11 protein-coding genes and 1 pseudogene are annotated in these 16,863 nt (G+C 70.9%); 11 read left to right on the top strand and 1 reads right to left on the bottom strand.

All coding sequences use genetic code 11. The features are described from left to right. Positions 1-9 precede the first annotated feature (9 nt). From trpC to KZI27_RS11830, 8 genes are all read left to right on the top strand, one after another. Positions 10-795 (top strand): indole-3-glycerol phosphate synthase TrpC, encoded by a 786-nt coding sequence (gene trpC / locus KZI27_RS11865; RefSeq protein ID WP_222661346.1) that lies wholly within the window; start codon positions 10-12, stop codon positions 793-795. A 64-nt stretch (positions 796-859) separates the two neighbouring features. Then, complete coding sequence (gene trpB, locus KZI27_RS11860) at positions 860-2,074, top strand: tryptophan synthase subunit beta (RefSeq protein ID WP_222657798.1); 1,215 nt, start codon at positions 860-862, stop codon at positions 2,072-2,074. Next, positions 2,071-2,865 (top strand): tryptophan synthase subunit alpha, encoded by a 795-nt coding sequence (gene trpA, locus KZI27_RS11855; RefSeq protein WP_123312477.1) that lies wholly within the window; start codon positions 2,071-2,073, stop codon positions 2,863-2,865. The genes trpB and trpA overlap by 4 nt, the downstream gene beginning before the upstream one ends. A gap of 98 nt (positions 2,866-2,963) precedes the next feature. Beyond that, a complete protein-coding gene (gene lgt, locus KZI27_RS11850; RefSeq protein ID WP_261783879.1) occupies positions 2,964-3,962 on the top strand; it encodes a prolipoprotein diacylglyceryl transferase in 999 nt (332 codons plus the stop codon). 202 nt (positions 3,963-4,164) lie between these two features. Next, a complete protein-coding gene (gene gltB / locus KZI27_RS11845) occupies positions 4,165-8,682 on the top strand; it encodes a glutamate synthase large subunit (RefSeq protein ID WP_222661344.1) in 4,518 nt (1,505 codons plus the stop codon). A gap of 53 nt (positions 8,683-8,735) precedes the next feature. Beyond that, complete coding sequence (locus KZI27_RS11840; protein ID WP_123312479.1) at positions 8,736-10,196, top strand: glutamate synthase subunit beta; 1,461 nt, start codon at positions 8,736-8,738, stop codon at positions 10,194-10,196. Positions 10,197-10,301: 105 nt separating this feature from the next. After that, complete coding sequence (gene pyk / locus KZI27_RS11835; protein ID WP_222657797.1) at positions 10,302-11,747, top strand: pyruvate kinase; 1,446 nt, start codon at positions 10,302-10,304, stop codon at positions 11,745-11,747. Between the two features lie 131 nt (positions 11,748-11,878). Continuing rightward, complete coding sequence (locus KZI27_RS11830) at positions 11,879-12,973, top strand: VIT1/CCC1 transporter family protein (RefSeq protein ID WP_222657796.1); 1,095 nt, start codon at positions 11,879-11,881, stop codon at positions 12,971-12,973. On the opposite strand, the gene KZI27_RS11825 is transcribed toward KZI27_RS11830, so the two are convergent. Next, positions 12,970-13,509: an HdeD family acid-resistance protein gene (locus KZI27_RS11825; RefSeq protein ID WP_222657795.1), complete on the bottom strand. Its 540-nt coding sequence runs from the start codon at positions 13,507-13,509 to the stop codon at positions 12,970-12,972. The two genes, KZI27_RS11830 and KZI27_RS11825, sit on opposite strands and share 4 nt — an antisense overlap. A gap of 151 nt (positions 13,510-13,660) precedes the next feature. Here KZI27_RS11825 and KZI27_RS11820 point away from each other — a divergent pair, with 151 nt between their 5' ends. The 3 genes and pseudogenes from KZI27_RS11820 to KZI27_RS11810 all read left to right on the top strand — a co-directional run bounded on the left by KZI27_RS11820 (position 13,661) and on the right by KZI27_RS11810 (position 16,831). Continuing rightward, entirely contained in the window at positions 13,661-15,202 is a 1,542-nt protein-coding gene (locus tag KZI27_RS11820; RefSeq protein ID WP_222657794.1) for an aldehyde dehydrogenase family protein, read from the top strand. Beyond that, a pseudogene (locus tag KZI27_RS11815) lies at positions 15,202-15,600 on the top strand (DUF779 domain-containing protein). The gene KZI27_RS11820 and the pseudogene KZI27_RS11815 overlap by 1 nt, the downstream one beginning before the upstream one ends. A gap of 52 nt (positions 15,601-15,652) precedes the next feature. Next, positions 15,653-16,831 (top strand): GAF domain-containing protein, encoded by a 1,179-nt coding sequence (locus tag KZI27_RS11810; RefSeq protein ID WP_222657793.1) that lies wholly within the window; start codon positions 15,653-15,655, stop codon positions 16,829-16,831. Positions 16,832-16,863: the final 32 nt, after the last annotated feature.

Here is a 16,863-nt window from a genome sequence, read left to right as displayed (position 1 = left end):
ATGCCGAACGTGCTCGAGACCCTCGTCGCGGGCGCGCTCGAGGACGCCGCCGCCCGTCGTGTCGACCGTCCCTACTCGGACGTCGAACGCGACCTCGACCGGGTGGCGTCGTCGCTCGACGCCCTCGCGTTCCTCGCCCCGGGCGACCGGGTGAAGATCCTCGCCGAGGTCAAACGCGCCAGTCCGTCGCGCGGCTCGATGGCCCCCATCGAGGACCCGGCCGCACTCGCTGCCGACTACGAACGCGGTGGCGCGTCGACGATCAGCGTCCTGACCGAGGGGCGCAAGTTCCTCGGCAGCCTCGCCGACCTCGAAGCCGTCAAGGCCCGTGTCGGCGTCCCCGTCCTGCGCAAGGACTTCATCGCCGACCCGTACCAGGTCGTCGAGGCACGGGCTGCCGGCGCCGACGTGGTGCTGCTCATCGTGGCGGCACTCGAGCAGCAGCAGCTGGTCGAGCTCCACACGCTGGCCGAAGAGCTCGGCATGCGTGTGCTCGTCGAGGCGCACTCCGCCGACGAGGTCTCCCGTGGCCTCGACGCCGGCGCGCGGATCCTCGGCGTCAACGCGCGCGACCTCACCGACTTCTCGCTCGACCGCGACCTGTTCGGGTCCCTCGCCGACCGCATCCCCGACGGGGTCGTGCGTGTCGCGGAGTCCGCCGTGGCGGGTCCCGACGACGTCGCCCACTACCGCGCCGCGGGTGCCGACGTCGTCCTGGTCGGGGAAGCGCTCGTCACCGGTGCCGACCCCGCCACCACCCTCGCGTCGTTCATCGAGGCCGCCGACCGCGGCTGAACGTTCCACCCGTCCGACCGCCGGCCCAGCCCGGTGCGTCGGACTCGTCCCGGGAAGACCCATCGTGACCTCACTCCGCGACCTGCACGGCCCCTACTTCGGTGACTTCGGGGGACGCTTCGTCCCCGAGTCGCTCGTCCTCGCGCTCGACGAGCTCGAGGCAGCCTTCCGCGCGGCCTGGGCCGACCCGGCGTTCCGTGCGGAACTCGACGAGCTCCAGCGCGACTACACCGGGCGTCCGTCGATCATCACCGAGGTGCCGCGGTTCGCGAAGCACGCCGGCGGTGCCCGGGTGATCCTCAAGCGCGAGGACCTCAACCACACCGGTTCGCACAAGATCAACAACGTGCTCGGCCAGGCGCTCGTGGCCCGACGGCTCGGCAAGACCCGCCTCATCGCGGAGACCGGTGCCGGCCAGCACGGCGTGGCCACCGCGACCGCCGCGGCGCTGTTCGGCATGGACTGCGTCGTGTACATGGGCGCCGTGGACACCGAGCGTCAGGCGCTCAACGTCGCCAGGATGCGGTTGCTCGGTGCCGAGGTGATCCCGGTCGAGACCGGATCGCGCACCCTCAAGGACGCCATCAACGAGGCACTCCGCGACTGGGTGGCGAACGTCGACTCGACCCACTACCTGCTCGGCACGGTCGCCGGCCCGCACCCGTTCCCGGAGATGGTGCGCGAGTTCCACAAGGTCATCGGCGAAGAAGCCCGCCAGCAGGTCCTCGACCGCGTCGGCCGTCTGCCGGACGCCGTCGCCGCGTGCGTCGGTGGCGGCTCGAACGCGATGGGCATCTTCGAGGCGTTCCTCGACGACGAGTCCGTCGCACTGCACGGCTTCGAGGCCGGCGGCGACGGCGTCGAGACCGGTCGGCACGCCGCGAGCATCACCCTCGGACGCGAAGGCGTCCTGCAGGGTGCGAAGTCGTACCTCATGCAGGACGAGGACGGCCAGACCATCGAGAGCCACAGCATCTCCGCCGGGCTCGACTACCCGAGCGTCGGGCCGGAGCACGCCTACCTGGCGTCGATCGGTCGTGCGAAGTACGCGCCGATCACCGACACCGAGGCGATGGAGGCGTTCCGTCTGCTCAGCCAGACCGAGGGCATCATCCCCGCGATCGAGTCGTCGCACGCCCTGGCGGGTGCGATCAAGCTCGGCAAGGAGCTCGGCCCCGAGGGCGTCGTGCTCGTGAACCTGTCCGGCCGTGGTGACAAGGACGTCGCGTCCGCCAGCCGCTACTTCGGCATCCTCGACGAGAACGCGGTGCAGCTGTGACCACGAACCAGACCGTCGCCACGACGATCGACACCGCCAACGCCGAGCGTGCCGGCGCCGTCGTCGGCTACCTGCCTGCCGGCTACCCCGACGTGCAGACCAGTGTCGACGCCGCCGTCGCCCTCGCCGAGAACGGCGTGGACGTCATCGAGCTCGGCCTGCCGTACTCCGACCCCGTCATGGACGGCCCCGTCATCCAGCGTGCGGCGGAGGAGAGCCTGGCGAACGGCTTCCGGGTCGCGCAGGTCTTCGACGCCGTGCACCAGATCACCGAGCGCGCGGACGTGCCGGTGCTCGTGATGACGTACTGGAACCCGGTGCTCCGCTACGGCGTGGACCGGTTCGCCGACGACCTCGTCGCCGCGGGTGCCGCCGGCCTCATCACGCCCGACCTGATCCCCGACGAGGCCACGGAGTGGATGTCGTCGTCGGAGCGGACCGGACTCGACCGTGTGTTCCTCGCGGCACCGTCCTCCTCCGACGCCCGGATGCAGCAGGCGGTGGCGGCGAGCCGCGGCTTCGTCTACGCCGTGTCGACGATGGGCGTCACCGGAGCGCGTGCCGGCGTCGACGTCGCTGCGCGCACCGTGGTCTCCCGACTCCGCGACGCCGGCGTCGCACGCACCTGCGTCGGGCTCGGCATCTCGACCGCCGAACAGGTCGCCGAGGTGCTTGAGTACGCGGACGGTGCGATCGTCGGCTCGGCGTTCGTCCGGGCCCTGGCCGACCTCGGCGTGCAGGGGGTCGCCGACCGTGCCGCCGACCTCACCACCGGCGCCCGCCGCTCCTAGTCCAGTTCCTGGCGGGCCCACGACCCGCGCTACAGTGAGCGGGGCCGACGACACGTCGACACCGCGCCCCGTCAGTTCCGAAAGGCGACCGTTCCTCCATGCCCCTCCTGAGCATCCCGAGCCCGAGCACCGCCTGGCAGTACTTCGACCTGACCGCCTGGCTGCGCGACGCGTTCGGTTGGTCGCTGCCGCTCGACTTCCGCATCCACGCCTACGCGATCTGCATCCTGCTCGGGATCGTCGCTGCGGTGCTGCTCGCCAACCGCCGCCTCAACGCACGCGGGGTGGAGCGCTGGATCATCATCGACATCGCGATCTGGGCGGTGCCCGCCGGGATCATCGGTGGTCGGCTCTTCCACGTGTTCACCCACGTGTCCGACTACTTCGGCCCCGGCATCGACCCGCTGTCCTTCCTGTACATCTGGGAGGGCGGGCTCGCCATCTTCGGTGCCCTGATCCTCGGGTCCGTCGGTGCGTGGATCGGCTGCCGACAGGTCGGTCTGCGCTTCACGTCCTTCATCGACGCGGTCGTGCCCGGGGTGCTGCTGGCGCAGGCGTTCGGCCGGCTCGGCAACTACTTCAACCACGAGCTCTTCGGCATGCCGACCAGCCTGCCCTGGGGCCTGCAGATCGAGTCGACCAACGCCGCGTTCCCGAAGGGCCTGCCCGAGGGCACGCTGTTCCACCCGACGTTCCTGTACGAGATCATCTGGAACGTCCTGGGCGTCGTCGTCATCCTGCTGCTCGACCGCAAGTTCACGCTGCAGTGGGGCAAGGTCCTCGCCCTGTACCTGATCTGGTACGGGGTCGGCCGGTCGTTCCTCGAGTCGATCCGCGTCGACACCAGCGAGACGTTCGCGGGCATCCGCACGAACGTCTGGATGTCGTTCGCCGCCATCCTGCTCGGCATCGTCGTCTTCATCGTGCAGTCCCGTCGGCACACCGGCAAGGAGCCGAGCCCGTACCTGCCCGGTCGCGAGCCGCGTCCGAAGTCCGATGTAGACTCCGACGACACCTTCTCGGAGCACGAGGGCGACGACGACGACCTCGTGGTCCAGGGCTCCGGAGCGGTCACGACTCCCACTGATCGCGCCTAGGAGCACCCTCCCCGCCACAAGCGGGGCACGGGCACCAGTCCCGCCCCGTCCGGGCGGAACGCACCACCGGGCCACCGCTGTCCCTGTTCCACTTCCTCGTGAGGACGGTTCCCCCATGGCGCTCCAGCCACTCCAGCCCTCGGCACCGAAGAACCTCGTGCCGGCGCACCGTCGGTTCTCGGCGATCCCCGACGCCACCGGCATGTACGACCCGGCGAACGAGAAGGACGCCTGCGGTCTCGCGATGGTCGCGACACTGCGCGGGACGCCCGGCCACGACATCGTCGACGCCGCGCTCGGCGCCCTCCGCAACCTCGAGCACCGCGGTGCCGTCGGCTCGGACGCGGGCACCGGCGACGGCGCAGGAATCCTGTGCCAGGTGCCGGACGAGTTCCTGCGCGCCGTGGTGCCGTTCGACCTGCCGGCGGCGGGGGAGTACGCGGTCGGCACCGCCTACCTGCCGAAGGACGAGGGCGACCGGCACGCGGCGAAGGGCGCCGTCGAGCGGCTCGCCCGCGAAGAGGGCCTGAAGGTCCTCGGCTGGCGCGAGGTCCCGGTGCGCCCCGACGTGCTCGGCACCCTGGCCCGTGCCGCCATGCCCGCGTTCGAGCAGCTGTTCGTCGCCTCGGTGCGGCACGACGTGCACGGCGCGTCGTGGAGCGGCATCGCCCTGGACCGCCAGACCTTCCGTCTCCGCAAGCGCGCCGAGCACGCGAACGACCTGTACTTCATGTCGCTGTCGAGCCGCACCATGGTCTACAAGGGCATGGTCACGACGCTGCAGCTCGAGCCGTTCTACCCGGACCTCAGTGACGATCGCTTCGCGTCGAAGCTCGCGATCGTGCACTCGCGCTACTCCACCAACACCTTCCCGTCGTGGCCTCTCGCCCAGCCGTTCCGGACGATCGCGCACAACGGCGAGATCAACACGGTGCGCGGGAACCGCAACTGGATGCGCGCACGGCAGTCCCAGCTCGAGAGCGAACTGCTCGGCGACATGGCTCCGCTGCTGCCGATCGTGAGCCCCGGTGCGAGCGACTCGGCGTCGTTCGACGAGGTCCTCGAGCTCCTCACCCTGACCGGCCGGACGTTGCCGCACGCGGTGTCGATGATGGTGCCGGAGGCCTGGGAGAACCAGGTCGGGATGGACCCGCAGCTCCGCGCGTTCTACGAGTACCACTCGATGCTCATGGAGCCGTGGGACGGTCCGGCCGCCATCACGTTCACCGACGGTTCGCTCGTCGGCGCGACGCTCGATCGCAACGGGCTGCGCCCCGGACGCTTCCTCGTCACCGACGACGGCCTCATCGTCATGGGGTCCGAGACCGGTGTCATCGACGTGCCCGCCGCGAAGGTCGTCCGCAAGGGGCGTCTGCGCCCCGGCCGGATGTTCCTGGTGGACACCGAGGCCGGCCGCATCATCGAGGACGACGAGGTCAAGCAGGGTCTGGCGTCGTCCGGGCCGTGGGGCGAGTGGCTCGACGAGGGCCGCATCAACCTGAACGACCTGCCCGACCGTGAGCACATCGTGCACACCCCGGCATCGGTCACCCGTCGGCAGCGTGCGTTCGGGTACACCGAAGAAGAGGTCCGCATCCTGCTCCGCCCGATGGCGCAGGCCGGCGCGGAACCGCTCGGCGCGATGGGCTCCGACACCCCGATCGCCGTGCTCTCCCAGCGGCCGCGGCTGCTGTTCGACTACTTCACGCAGCAGTTCGCGCAGGTGACGAACCCGCCGCTCGACTCGATCCGCGAGCAGGTCATCACCTCGATGGGCATGGGCCTGGGTCCGGAGCGCAACCTCCTGTCGGCCGGGCCCGAGCACGCGAAGCAGATCACGCTCGACTTCCCGGTGATCGACAACGACCAGCTCGCCAAGGTGCAGCACTTCGAGACCGAGTCGGGTCGGCACCTGACCGTCACGATCAAGGGCCTGTACCGCGTCGACGCCGGCAAGAAGGCGATGCAGAAGCGCATCGCCGCGGTGTGCGACGAGGTCGACGCCGCGATCGAGTCGGGCAAGCAGTTCATCGTGCTGTCCGACCGCGACGGCAACGCCGAGCAGGCACCCGTGCCGAGCCTGTTGCTCCTCGCGGCCGTCCACCACCACCTGATCCGCACCGAGCAGCGCATGAAGGTCGGTCTGATCGTCGAGGCCGGCGACGTGCGCGAGGTCCACCACGTGGCCACGCTCATCGGGTACGGCGCCTCTGCCATCAACCCGTACCTCGCGATGGAGACCTGCGAGAACCTGGTCCGGGCCGGCATGATCACCGGGATCACCCCGGAGCAGGCCGTCAAGAACGTGATCAAGGCGCTCGGCAAGGGCGTCCTCAAGATCATGTCGAAGATGGGCATCTCGACCGTGTCGAGCTACGCCGGTGCGCAGGCGTTCGAAGCAGTCGGGCTCAGCCAGGAGTTCGTCGACAAGTACTTCACCGGCACGTCGTCGATCCTCGGCGGCGTCGACATCGACGTCATCGCGAAGGAGAACGCCGAGCGGCACGCCCAGGCGTACCCGCAGGACGGCGCGGTGCTCTCGCACGAGCGGCTGCAGACCGGCGGCGAGTACCAGTGGCGTCGCGAGGGACCCCCGCACCTGTTCAACCCGGACACCGTCTTCCGGCTGCAGCACGCCACCCGTGCGCGCCGCTACGACATCTTCCGCGAGTACTCGAGCGCCGTGGACGACCAGTCCGAGGAGCTCATGACGCTCCGTGGGCTGTTCCGGTTCAAGCACGGGCTCCGCAAGCCCGTCGCGCTCGACGAGGTCGAGTCGATCGAGTCCATCGTCAAGCGCTTCAACACCGGCGCGATGTCGTACGGCTCCATCTCGAAGGAAGCCCACGAGACCCTCGCCATCGCGATGAACCGTCTCGGTGGTCGCTCGAACACGGGCGAGGGCGGCGAGGACGTCGACCGGCTGCTCGACCCCGAGCGCCGCAGCGCGATCAAGCAGGTCGCCTCCGGACGGTTCGGCGTGACGAGCATGTACCTCACCCACGCCACCGACATCCAGCTGAAGATGGCGCAGGGTGCGAAGCCGGGCGAGGGCGGCCAGCTGCCCCCGCAGAAGGTGTACCCGTGGGTCGCCCGTACCCGGCACGCCACGGCCGGCGTCGGCCTCATTTCGCCGCCGCCGCACCACGACATCTACTCGATCGAGGACCTCAAGCAGCTGATCTTCGACGTGAAGCGCGCCAACCCGGCCGCCCGCGTGCACGTCAAGCTCGTGAGCCAGTCCGGCATCGGTGCGGTCGCGGCCGGCGTGACGAAGGCCCTGGCCGACGTCGTGCTCGTGTCCGGCCACGACGGTGGCACGGGCGCGTCCCCGCTCAACTCGCTCAAGCACGCCGGTACCCCGTGGGAGATCGGTCTCGCCGAGACGCAGCAGACGCTCATGCTCAACGGGATGCGCGACCGCGTCGTCGTGCAGGTCGACGGTCAGATGAAGACCGGGCGCGACGTCGTCGTGGCGGCGCTCCTCGGCGCCGAGGAGTACGGCTTCGCCACGGCCCCGCTCGTCGTCGAGGGCTGCATCCTGATGCGGGTCTGCCACCTCGACACCTGCCCGGTGGGCGTCGCGACGCAGAACCCCGAGCTCCGCAAGCGTTTCTCCGGCAAGCCCGAGTTCGTCGTGAACTTCTTCGAGTTCATCGCGCAGGAAGTGCGGGAGCTCCTCGCCGAGCTCGGGTTCCGCACGCTCGACGAGGCGATCGGCCAGTCCGACGCGCTCGACGTCGACCGTGCCCTCGAGCACTGGAAGGCGTCCGGGCTGGACCTCGCCCCGGTGCTCGCGGGCCCGCACTTCGAGGCCACCGAGCCGCGTCGCCACCAGCGCGAGCAGGACCACGAGCTCGAGCAGCACTTCGACGTGAGCCTGATCCAGCAGACCGCCGACGTGCTCGACCACGGCGGCTCGATCGCCCTCGACCTGCCCATCCGCAACACCGAACGCGCGGTCGGCACGATGCTCGGCCACGAGGTCACGAAGCGGTACGGCGAGCACGGGCTGCCCAGCGGCTCGATCGACGTCACGCTGCGCGGTTCAGCCGGACAGTCGCTCGGCGCGTTCATGCCGGCCGGCATCACGCTGCGACTCGTCGGTGACAGCAACGACTACGTCGGCAAGGGCCTGTCCGGCGGCGAGATCATCGTGCGCCCCGACGCCGGCTCCGGCTTCGACCCGGCGCAGAACGTCATCGCCGGCAACGTGATCGGCTACGGCGCGACCCAGGGCAGCATGTTCATCCGCGGCATCGTGGGCGAGCGGTTCCTGGTGCGCAACTCGGGCGCGACCGCGGTGGTCGAGGGTGTCGGCGACCACGCGCTCGAGTACATGACCGGCGGCCTCGCGCTCATCCTGGGCGAGACCGGCCGCAACCTCGGCGCCGGCATGTCCGGCGGCACCGCGTACGTCCGCGGTCTGCGCGAGGAGCACGTCAACACCGACGCGCTCGCGACCGGGGAGCTGCGACTCGAGGCACTGGACAGCGCCGACGTCGAGATCGTCACCGACCTGCTCACCCGGCACGCCGAGGAGACCGGTTCGACGCTGGCATCCGACCTGCTCGAGTCCGGCGACCTGAGCGACTTCGTCAAGGTGCTGCCGCGGGACTACGCAGCGGTGCTCGAGACCCGCCAACGCGCCGTCGACGAGGGGCTCGACCCCGACGGCGACATCGTGTGGAACCGAATCATGGAGGTGACCGGTGGCTGAGCGTCACGCACGTCCGGAACAGGCAGCGCCCAACACGACCTCGGAGGTGACCGGTGGCTGACCCCAAGGGATTCCTCAAGGTCCAGGAACGCGAGCTCCCGGCACGGCGACCCGTGCCCGTCCGGCTCATGGACTGGAAAGAGGTCTACGAGCAGCAGGAGTCCGGCGCCCTCAAGCGCCAGGCCGGCCGCTGCATGGACTGTGGCGTGCCGTTCTGCCACCAGGGCTGCCCGCTCGGCAACCTGATCCCGGAGTGGAACGACCTCACCTGGCGCGGTGAGGGCCGGCAGGCCATCGAGCGGCTGCACGCGACGAACAACTTCCCGGAGTTCACGGGCCGGCTGTGCCCCGCCCCGTGCGAGTCCTCGTGCGTGCTCGGCATCAACCAGCCGCCGGTGACGATCAAGCAGGTCGAGGTCTCGATCATCGACGACGCGTTCCAGAACGGTTGGGTCACCCCCCACCCGCCGGAGCGTCTGACGGGCAAGACCGTCGCCGTCGTGGGGTCCGGCCCCGCCGGGCTCGCCGCCGCGCAGCAGCTCACGCGCGCCGGGCACACCGTCGCCGTCTACGAGCGCGACGACCGCATCGGCGGGCTGCTCCGCTACGGGATCCCCGACTTCAAGATGGAGAAGCGCCAGATCGACGCGCGCCTCTCCCAGATGCAGGCCGAGGGCACCCGCTTCCGTGCGGGCGTCGAGATCGGCCGCGACATCACCTGGGACGACCTGAAGTCGCGCTACGACGCGGTCGTGGTCGCCACCGGCGCCACGGTGCCGCGTGACCTGCCCATCCCGGGGCGCGACCTCGAGGGCGTGCACTTCGCGATGGACTACCTCGTCCAGCAGAACAAGGCGAACGCCGGCACCCGGGTCGACAACCAGCTGACCGCCGAGGGCAAGCACGTCGTCGTCATCGGCGGCGGTGACACCGGGGCGGACTGCATCGGTACCGCACACCGACAGGGAGCGCTGAGCGTGACGAACCTGGCGATCGGCAAGCAGCCGCCGCTGGAGCGTCCGTCCGAGCAGCCGTGGCCGATGTTCCCGACCGTGTTCGAGGTCACGAGCGCCCACGAAGAGGGCGGCGAGCGGCACTTCCTCGCCTCGACCGTCGAGTTCCTGGCGAACGAGGCCGGCGAGGTCCGTGCCCTCCGTGTCGCCGAGACCGAGTACCTCGACGGCCGTCGCGTGCCGAAGGCCGGCTCCGAGCGCGAGATCCCCGCAGACCTCGTCCTCGTCGCGATGGGCTTCACCGGCCCCGAGGCGGACACGATCGAGCCGCAGCTCGGGCTGCCGACCACGGTGTCCGGTGCGCTCGACCGCCGTGCCGACTACACGACGAACGAGGCGGGCGTGTTCGTCGCCGGCGACGCCGGTCGCGGGCAGTCCCTGATCGTCTGGGCGATCGCCGAGGGGCGAGCCGCGGCGGCGAAGGTGGACGAGTACCTCGAGGGCTCGACGATCCTGCCCGCGCCGGTGAAGGCGACGGACCGCGCGATCTCGATCTCGTGACCGAGGGGCCACCCGCACTCGATAAGGTGCTGGTGGCCTCGCTTCGTTCCGCGCGGCCCCACAGCGCGGAAACCCAAGCACCATCCACCACCACGAAGGAATCCATTGAGACGCGCAAAGATCGTTTCGACGCTCGGACCGGCAACGTCGGACTACGAGACCGTCAAGGAGATCATCGAAGCGGGCGTCGACGTCGCCCGACTCAACCTCAGCCACGGTGACTACAGCGTCCACGAGGCCAACTACGTGAACGTCCGTCGCGCGGCCGAGGAACTCGGCAAGCCCGTCGCGATCCTCGTCGACCTGCAGGGTCCGAAGATCCGTCTTGCCAAGTTCGCCGACGGCCCGCACGACCTCGCGGTCGGCGACGTGTTCACCATCACGACCGAGGACGTCCCCGGCTCCAAGGAGATCTGCGGCACGACGTTCAAGGGCCTGCCCCAGGACGTCAAGCCCGGCGACCCGCTGCTCATCGACGACGGTCGCGTCCGCCTGCGCGTGCTCGACACCGACGGCGTCCGCGTCCGCACCGAGGTCGTCGTCGGCGGCACGGTGTCGAACAACAAGGGCATCAACCTGCCCGGCGTCGCCGTCAACGTCCCCGCACTGAGCGAGAAGGACGAGGCCGACCTCCGGTGGGCGATCCGTCAGGGCGCCGACCTCATCGCGCTGTCGTTCGTGCGCAACGCCGCCGACGTCGACCGTGCCCACGAGATCATGGACGAGGAGGGCAAGCGCCTGCCCGTCATCGCCAAGGTCGAGAAGCCGCAGGCCGTCGACGCGCTCGAGGAGATCATCGACGCCTTCGACAGCATCATGGTCGCCCGCGGTGACCTCGGCGTCGAGCTGCCGCTCGAGGCCGTCCCGATCGTGCAGAAGCGCGCCGTGGAGCTGTCCCGCCGCATGGCGAAGCCGGTCATCGTCGCGACGCAGATGCTCGAGTCGATGATCTCGTCGCCGATCCCGACGCGCGCGGAGACCTCCGACGTCGCGAACGCCGTGCTCGACGGCGCGGACGCCGTCATGCTCTCGGGTGAGACGAGCGTCGGTGAGTACCCGGTGCAGACGGTCCGCACGATGGCCCGCATCGTCGAGTCGACCGAGGACCACGGCCTCGAGCGCATCGCGCCGCTCGGCACCAAGCCGCGCACCCTCGGCGGTGCGATCACGCTCGCCGCGGTCGAGATCGCGGAGTTCACCGAGGCCTCGTACCTCTGCGTGTTCACCGAGTCCGGCGACTCCGCGCGACGCATGTCGCGTCTGCGCCACGCCCTGCCGATCATCGCCTTCACGCCGAACGAGGCCACACGTCGCCGCATGGCGCTCACGTGGGGTGTCCGGTCGTTCCTCGTCGAGCGCAAGACCCACACCGACGAGCTCTTCTCGCAGGTGGACGACGTCCTGCTCGAGAACGGCCTGGCCGCCCCCGGCGACCGCGTCATCGTGACGGCCGGTTCCCCTCCCGGGATCGAGGGCTCGACGAACGACCTGCGCGTGCACCGGGTGGGCGACGCCCACGCCGAGGCCGCTCCGGCCTACGTGCGGGACTGATCCGCAGGATCCCGACGCCGACAGGGCGCGGACGGGAGGCCCGGCGCACGAACACGCGTCGCCTCCGGTCCGCGCCCTGCCGCGTTCCCCCGGGCCGTGGTGGTGACCGCCTGTCGGCCGGAGGCGGCAGGATGGCTGCTGTGAGCCTCCCGTCCGCATCCACGGCGCCGCGCGCCGACGTCCGCCGCTGGCGCCGCTACCTGGCCGACGAGCGTGCGGAGGCGGCGGTCTACCGCAACCTCGCCGCGCGGCGGTCCGGCGAGGAACGCGAGATCCTCGCGGCGCTGGCCGAGGCCGAGGGACGGCACGAGCAGCACTGGCTCGACCTGCTCGGCGACGACGTCGGGCGTCCGCAGCGCGGCAGCCTGCGCACCCGCGTCCTCGCGACGCTGGCCAAGCGGTTCGGATCGGTCTTCGTCCTCGCGTTGATGCAGCGCGCCGAGGACCGCTCGCCGTACGCCGACGACGACGATGCGACCGCGAGCATGGCGGCCGACGAGCGCATCCACGGCGAGGTCGTCCGCGGGCTGGCGAACCGCGGCCGCATGCGGCTGTCCGGCACGTTCCGCGCGGCGGTCTTCGGCGCCAACGACGGACTCGTGTCGAACCTGGCGCTCATCATCGGCATCAGCGCCTCGGGCGCGGACCGGCACTTCGTCCTGCTGAGCGGCATCGCCGGCCTGCTCGCCGGCGCCCTCTCGATGGGCGCGGGGGAGTACGTCTCGGTCCGGTCGCAGCGTGAACTGCTCGAGGCGTCCGCACCGCACCCCGAGGCGGGACGTGCCGTGGCGGACCTCGACGTCGACGCGAACGAGCTGGCCCTGGTGTACCGGGCCCGCGGCATGTCCGAGGCCGAGGCGACCGAGCACGCCGCCCACATGCTGTCCGGCTTCGGCGAGCGTCGTCCGGCGACCGGCCCGGTGCCCGTCGCCGACGACCACGAGGCGGTCGGGAACGGCTTGAGCGCCGCGGTGTCGAGCTTCCTGTTCTTCGCCTCGGGCGCGATCATCCCGGTGTTGCCGTTCCTGTTCGGCATGCAGGGGTGGGCGGCGATCGCGGTGGCCGGCACGCTCGTCGGGCTCGCGCTGCTCGGTACCGGAGCGGTCGTCGGGGTCCTCAGCGGGGCGCCGCCGGGCAAGCGGGCGTTCCGGCAGCTCGCGATCGGGTTCGGTGCCGCGGTGGTGACCTACGCGCTCGGACTGCTGTTCGGGACGGGTGCGGCCTAGCGGCGGAGGGCGGCGCGTGGTGGCAGCAGCAGCAGGGCCGCGGCGCCGACGACGATGAGGGCGATGCCCGCGAAGACCATGAACACGGTGAGCGCGAGGCCCGGCGAGACGAGCACGACCACACCGCCGAGGATCGAGAGCACTCCGCTCACCAGGGTCGGCACGCGGGACGAACCCGGGTGGCCGACGAAGCCCCCGACGATCGAGACGATGCCCTCGACGACGAAGCCGACCCCGGCGAGCACGGCGTAGACGACCAGGGGGATCGCCGGATCGAGCAGCGCCACCAGACCGGCGACCGCGACGAGCGCACCCACCACGCCGGACGTCCACCGCCAGACCGTCGGCGTCCCGTGCCCCCGCACCGACGCCACGACCCGCAGGGCGCCGGCGACGACGAGGTAGACGCCGAACAGCAGTGCGACGACGACGAGCGACGGCCGCGGCCACGCGATGGCGACGATCCCCAGGGCGATCGCGACGACCGCGGTGACGACGACGAACACCCGGAACGTGCGGACGGCACGAGAATCCACGGACACTCCTCCTGATCGGACCCGCTGGAGTCCCGAACGCTACCCGGCCGTCGGCGAGCCGGTGCAACCGGATGCAACCCCCGCCGACGTACCGTGCGAGCAGGCACGCGATCCGAACGTGCCCCGACAGCGTCGTCGAAAGGCCATCACCATGACCATCGCACCATCGCCCACCACCTACGCGGCACCCGGTGAACCGGGTTCCCTCGTCCAGTACCGGTCGCGGTACGACCACTTCATCGGCGGCGAGTACGTCCCCTCGGCGAGTGGGCAGTACTTCGAGAACCCGACCCCCGTCACCGGCAAGGTCTTCACCGAGGTCGCCCGCGGGGACTCCACCGACGTGGACCGTGCGGTGGCAGCGGGCTGGAAGGCGTTCCCGAGCTGGGGGAGGACGAGCGCCGCCGAGCGCGCGGTCGTCCTCAACAAGATCGCCGACCGGATGGAGGAGCACCTCGAGATGCTCGCCGTCGCCGAGACGTGGGAGAACGGCAAGCCGATCCGCGAGACCCTCGGTGCCGACATCCCGCTCGCGATCGACCACTTCCGCTACTTCGCCGGGGCGATCCGCGCGCAGGAGGGCTCGGCCGGCGAGATCGACCACGACACCGTGGCGTACCACTTCCACGAACCCCTCGGCGTCGTCGGACAGATCATCCCGTGGAACTTCCCGATCCTGATGGCCGTGTGGAAGCTCGCGCCGGCCCTGGCCGCGGGCAACTGCGTCGTGCTGAAGCCCGCCGAGCAGACCCCGGCCTCGATCCACGTGCTCGTCGAGCTCATCCGCGACCTGCTGCCCGCCGGCGTCCTCAACGTCGTCAACGGGTTCGGCATCGAGGTCGGTGCGCCGCTCGCCCAGCACCCGGACATCCGGAAGATCGCGTTCACCGGCGAGACCACCACCGGTCGCTTGATCATGCAGTACGCCTCGCAGAGCCTCATCCCGGTGACGCTCGAGCTCGGCGGCAAGAGCCCGAACGTGTTCTTCCCCGACGTCGCCGACGACAAGGACTCGTTCTACGACAAGGCGCTCGAGGGGTTCACCTTCTTCAACCTCAACCAGGGCGAGGTCTGCACGTGTCCGTCCCGGGCGCTCGTGGCGAAGGAGATCTACGACGGGTTCGTCGCCGACGGCCTCGACCGGGTGCGCGCCGTGAAGCAGGGGCACCCGCTCGACCTCTCCACGATGATCGGCGCGCAGGCGTCGAACGACCAGCTCGAGAAGATCCTGAGCTACATCGACATCGGCAAGCAGGAGGGCGCGAAGCTGCTCACCGGCGGGGAACGCGCGGACCTCGGTGGCGAGCTGTCCGGCGGGTACTACGTCACGCCGACGGTGTTCGAGGGCGTCAACTCGATGCGGATCTTCCAGGAGGAGATCTTCGGTCCGGTCCTCGCGCTGACGTCCTTCAGCGGCTACGACGACGCGATCGCCACGGCCAACGACACCCTGTACGGACTCGGCGCCGGCGTGTGGAGTCGCGAGGCCACGACCCTGTACCGCGCCGGTCGGGACATCCAGGCCGGACGGGTGTGGTCGAACACGTACCACCAGTACCCCGCGGGTGCGGCCTTCGGCGGGTACAAGCAGTCCGGCATCGGGCGGGAGAACCACAAGATGATGCTCGACCACTACCAGCAGACGAAGAACCTGCTCGTGTCCTACGCGGACGGTCCGATGGGCTTCTTCTGATGCCCGACACCGCACGCGTGGCGGTCACGCCGGCGGCGGGGGAGCTGCTGCGCACCCTCGCCGCCCGGCACGGCCCCCTGATGTTCCACCAGTCGGGCGGCTGCTGCGACGGATCGAGCCCGATGTGCTAGCCGGTCGGCATGTTCCGGACCGGTTCCGGCGACGTGTTGTTGGGGGCGCTCCAGGTGGACGGCATCGACCCCGTCGAGGTCTACATGTCGGTGTCGCAGTTCGAGTACTGGAAGTACACGCACCTCACCATCGACGTCGTCGACGGGCGCGGCGGCGGGTTCTCGGTGGAGAGCCCCGAGGGCAAACGGTTCCTGACCCGGTCGCGGATGTTCGACGACGCCGAGCTGGCGGATCTCGGCCTGGTCCCGGTCGCACACCGGACGTAGGCTGGCCGTACTCGTCGCGACGGTGCGGCGAGTGGGGTCGATCGGAGGACGCATGCGCGCACCCGACCGGCTCCGGCCACTCGTCGCCGCGTCCTGGCGTCGGTCCGCGGCGGTCGACCCGGACGCGGTCCCCGCACTCGCCCTCGGCGACGACGAGCTCGACGCCGCCCGCCGTGACGGCCCGCTGGCCACCCTGCTGCCCGTCGTCCGGCACCTCCTGCTCGACGACACCCGCTCCGCCGGGTGCGTCCTGGCGGTCGGTGACGCCTCCGGCCGGCTCGTGTGGGTCGACGGCGCGCGGACGGCCCGACGAGCGGCAGAGGACATGGGCTTCGTCCCCGGGGCCGACTGGGCCGAGGACCGCGTCGGCACGAGCGCACCCGGCACCGCCCTGCGTCTCGACCGGCCGGTGCAGATCCGCTCCGACGAGCACTACGCCAACGCCGTGAAGCCGTGGTCGTGCACCGCCGTCCCCGTGCACGACGCCCACGGGTCCATCGTCGGTGTGCTCGACCTGACGGGCGACGACCGGGCGGTCGAACGGCACACCCTCTCGCTCCTCGCCGCCACGGTCGCCGCCGCCGAGGCACGGCTCGCCCTCGCCGAGAGCCGGATCCCCGGACCCGCCGTGTCGACGCCGGCCGCGCCCGGCGCGGAACTGACGGTCCTCGGCACCGACACCGCCGTCCTGCGCATCCGCGACCGCCGGGTGCAGCTGTCCGCGCGGCACTCCGAGCTCCTGGTCGTCCTCGCCGCCCACCCCGACGGGTTGGCGGCAGCCGACCTCGCGCAGGCGGTGTACGGCGACGCCGGTGCCGTCGTGACGCTGCGCGCCGAGGTGGTGCGGCTCCGTCGGGTCCTCGCGGAGCACGCATCGGGCGTGACCGTGACGTCGCGTCCGTACCGGGTGACGGGGATGGCGACCGACGTCGACACCGTGCTGTCCGCGCTCGACCGCGGGGCGCGCCTCCAGGCCGTCGACCGGTACACCGGGCCGGTCCTGCCGGGGTCGGCTGCGCCGGGGGTGGACGCCGTGCGCGACCTGGTGCGCGGTCGGTTCCGCGAGTCGGTCGTCGCGGACGGCAGTGTCGAGGCGCTGCTCGCGTGGGCACGGACGCCCGACGGCGCAGCGGACGGCCGCGTGCTCCGCGCGCTGCTCGCGGTCCTGCCGCGGCGGTCGCCGCGGCGGGCTGGTCTCGTGGCGGCGATCGAGGCGCTCGAGGGTCCCTGAGTCGGTCGGGACGACCCGGCCTGGAGGCGCGC

Origin of the sequence: Curtobacterium sp. TC1, assembly GCF_019844075.1 — a bacterium.
In the GTDB taxonomy this organism is placed as follows: domain Bacteria; phylum Actinomycetota; class Actinomycetes; order Actinomycetales; family Microbacteriaceae; genus Curtobacterium.
The sequence above is the reverse complement of the archived record's forward strand: the minus strand, read 5'-3'. Positions and strand labels throughout refer to the sequence as shown.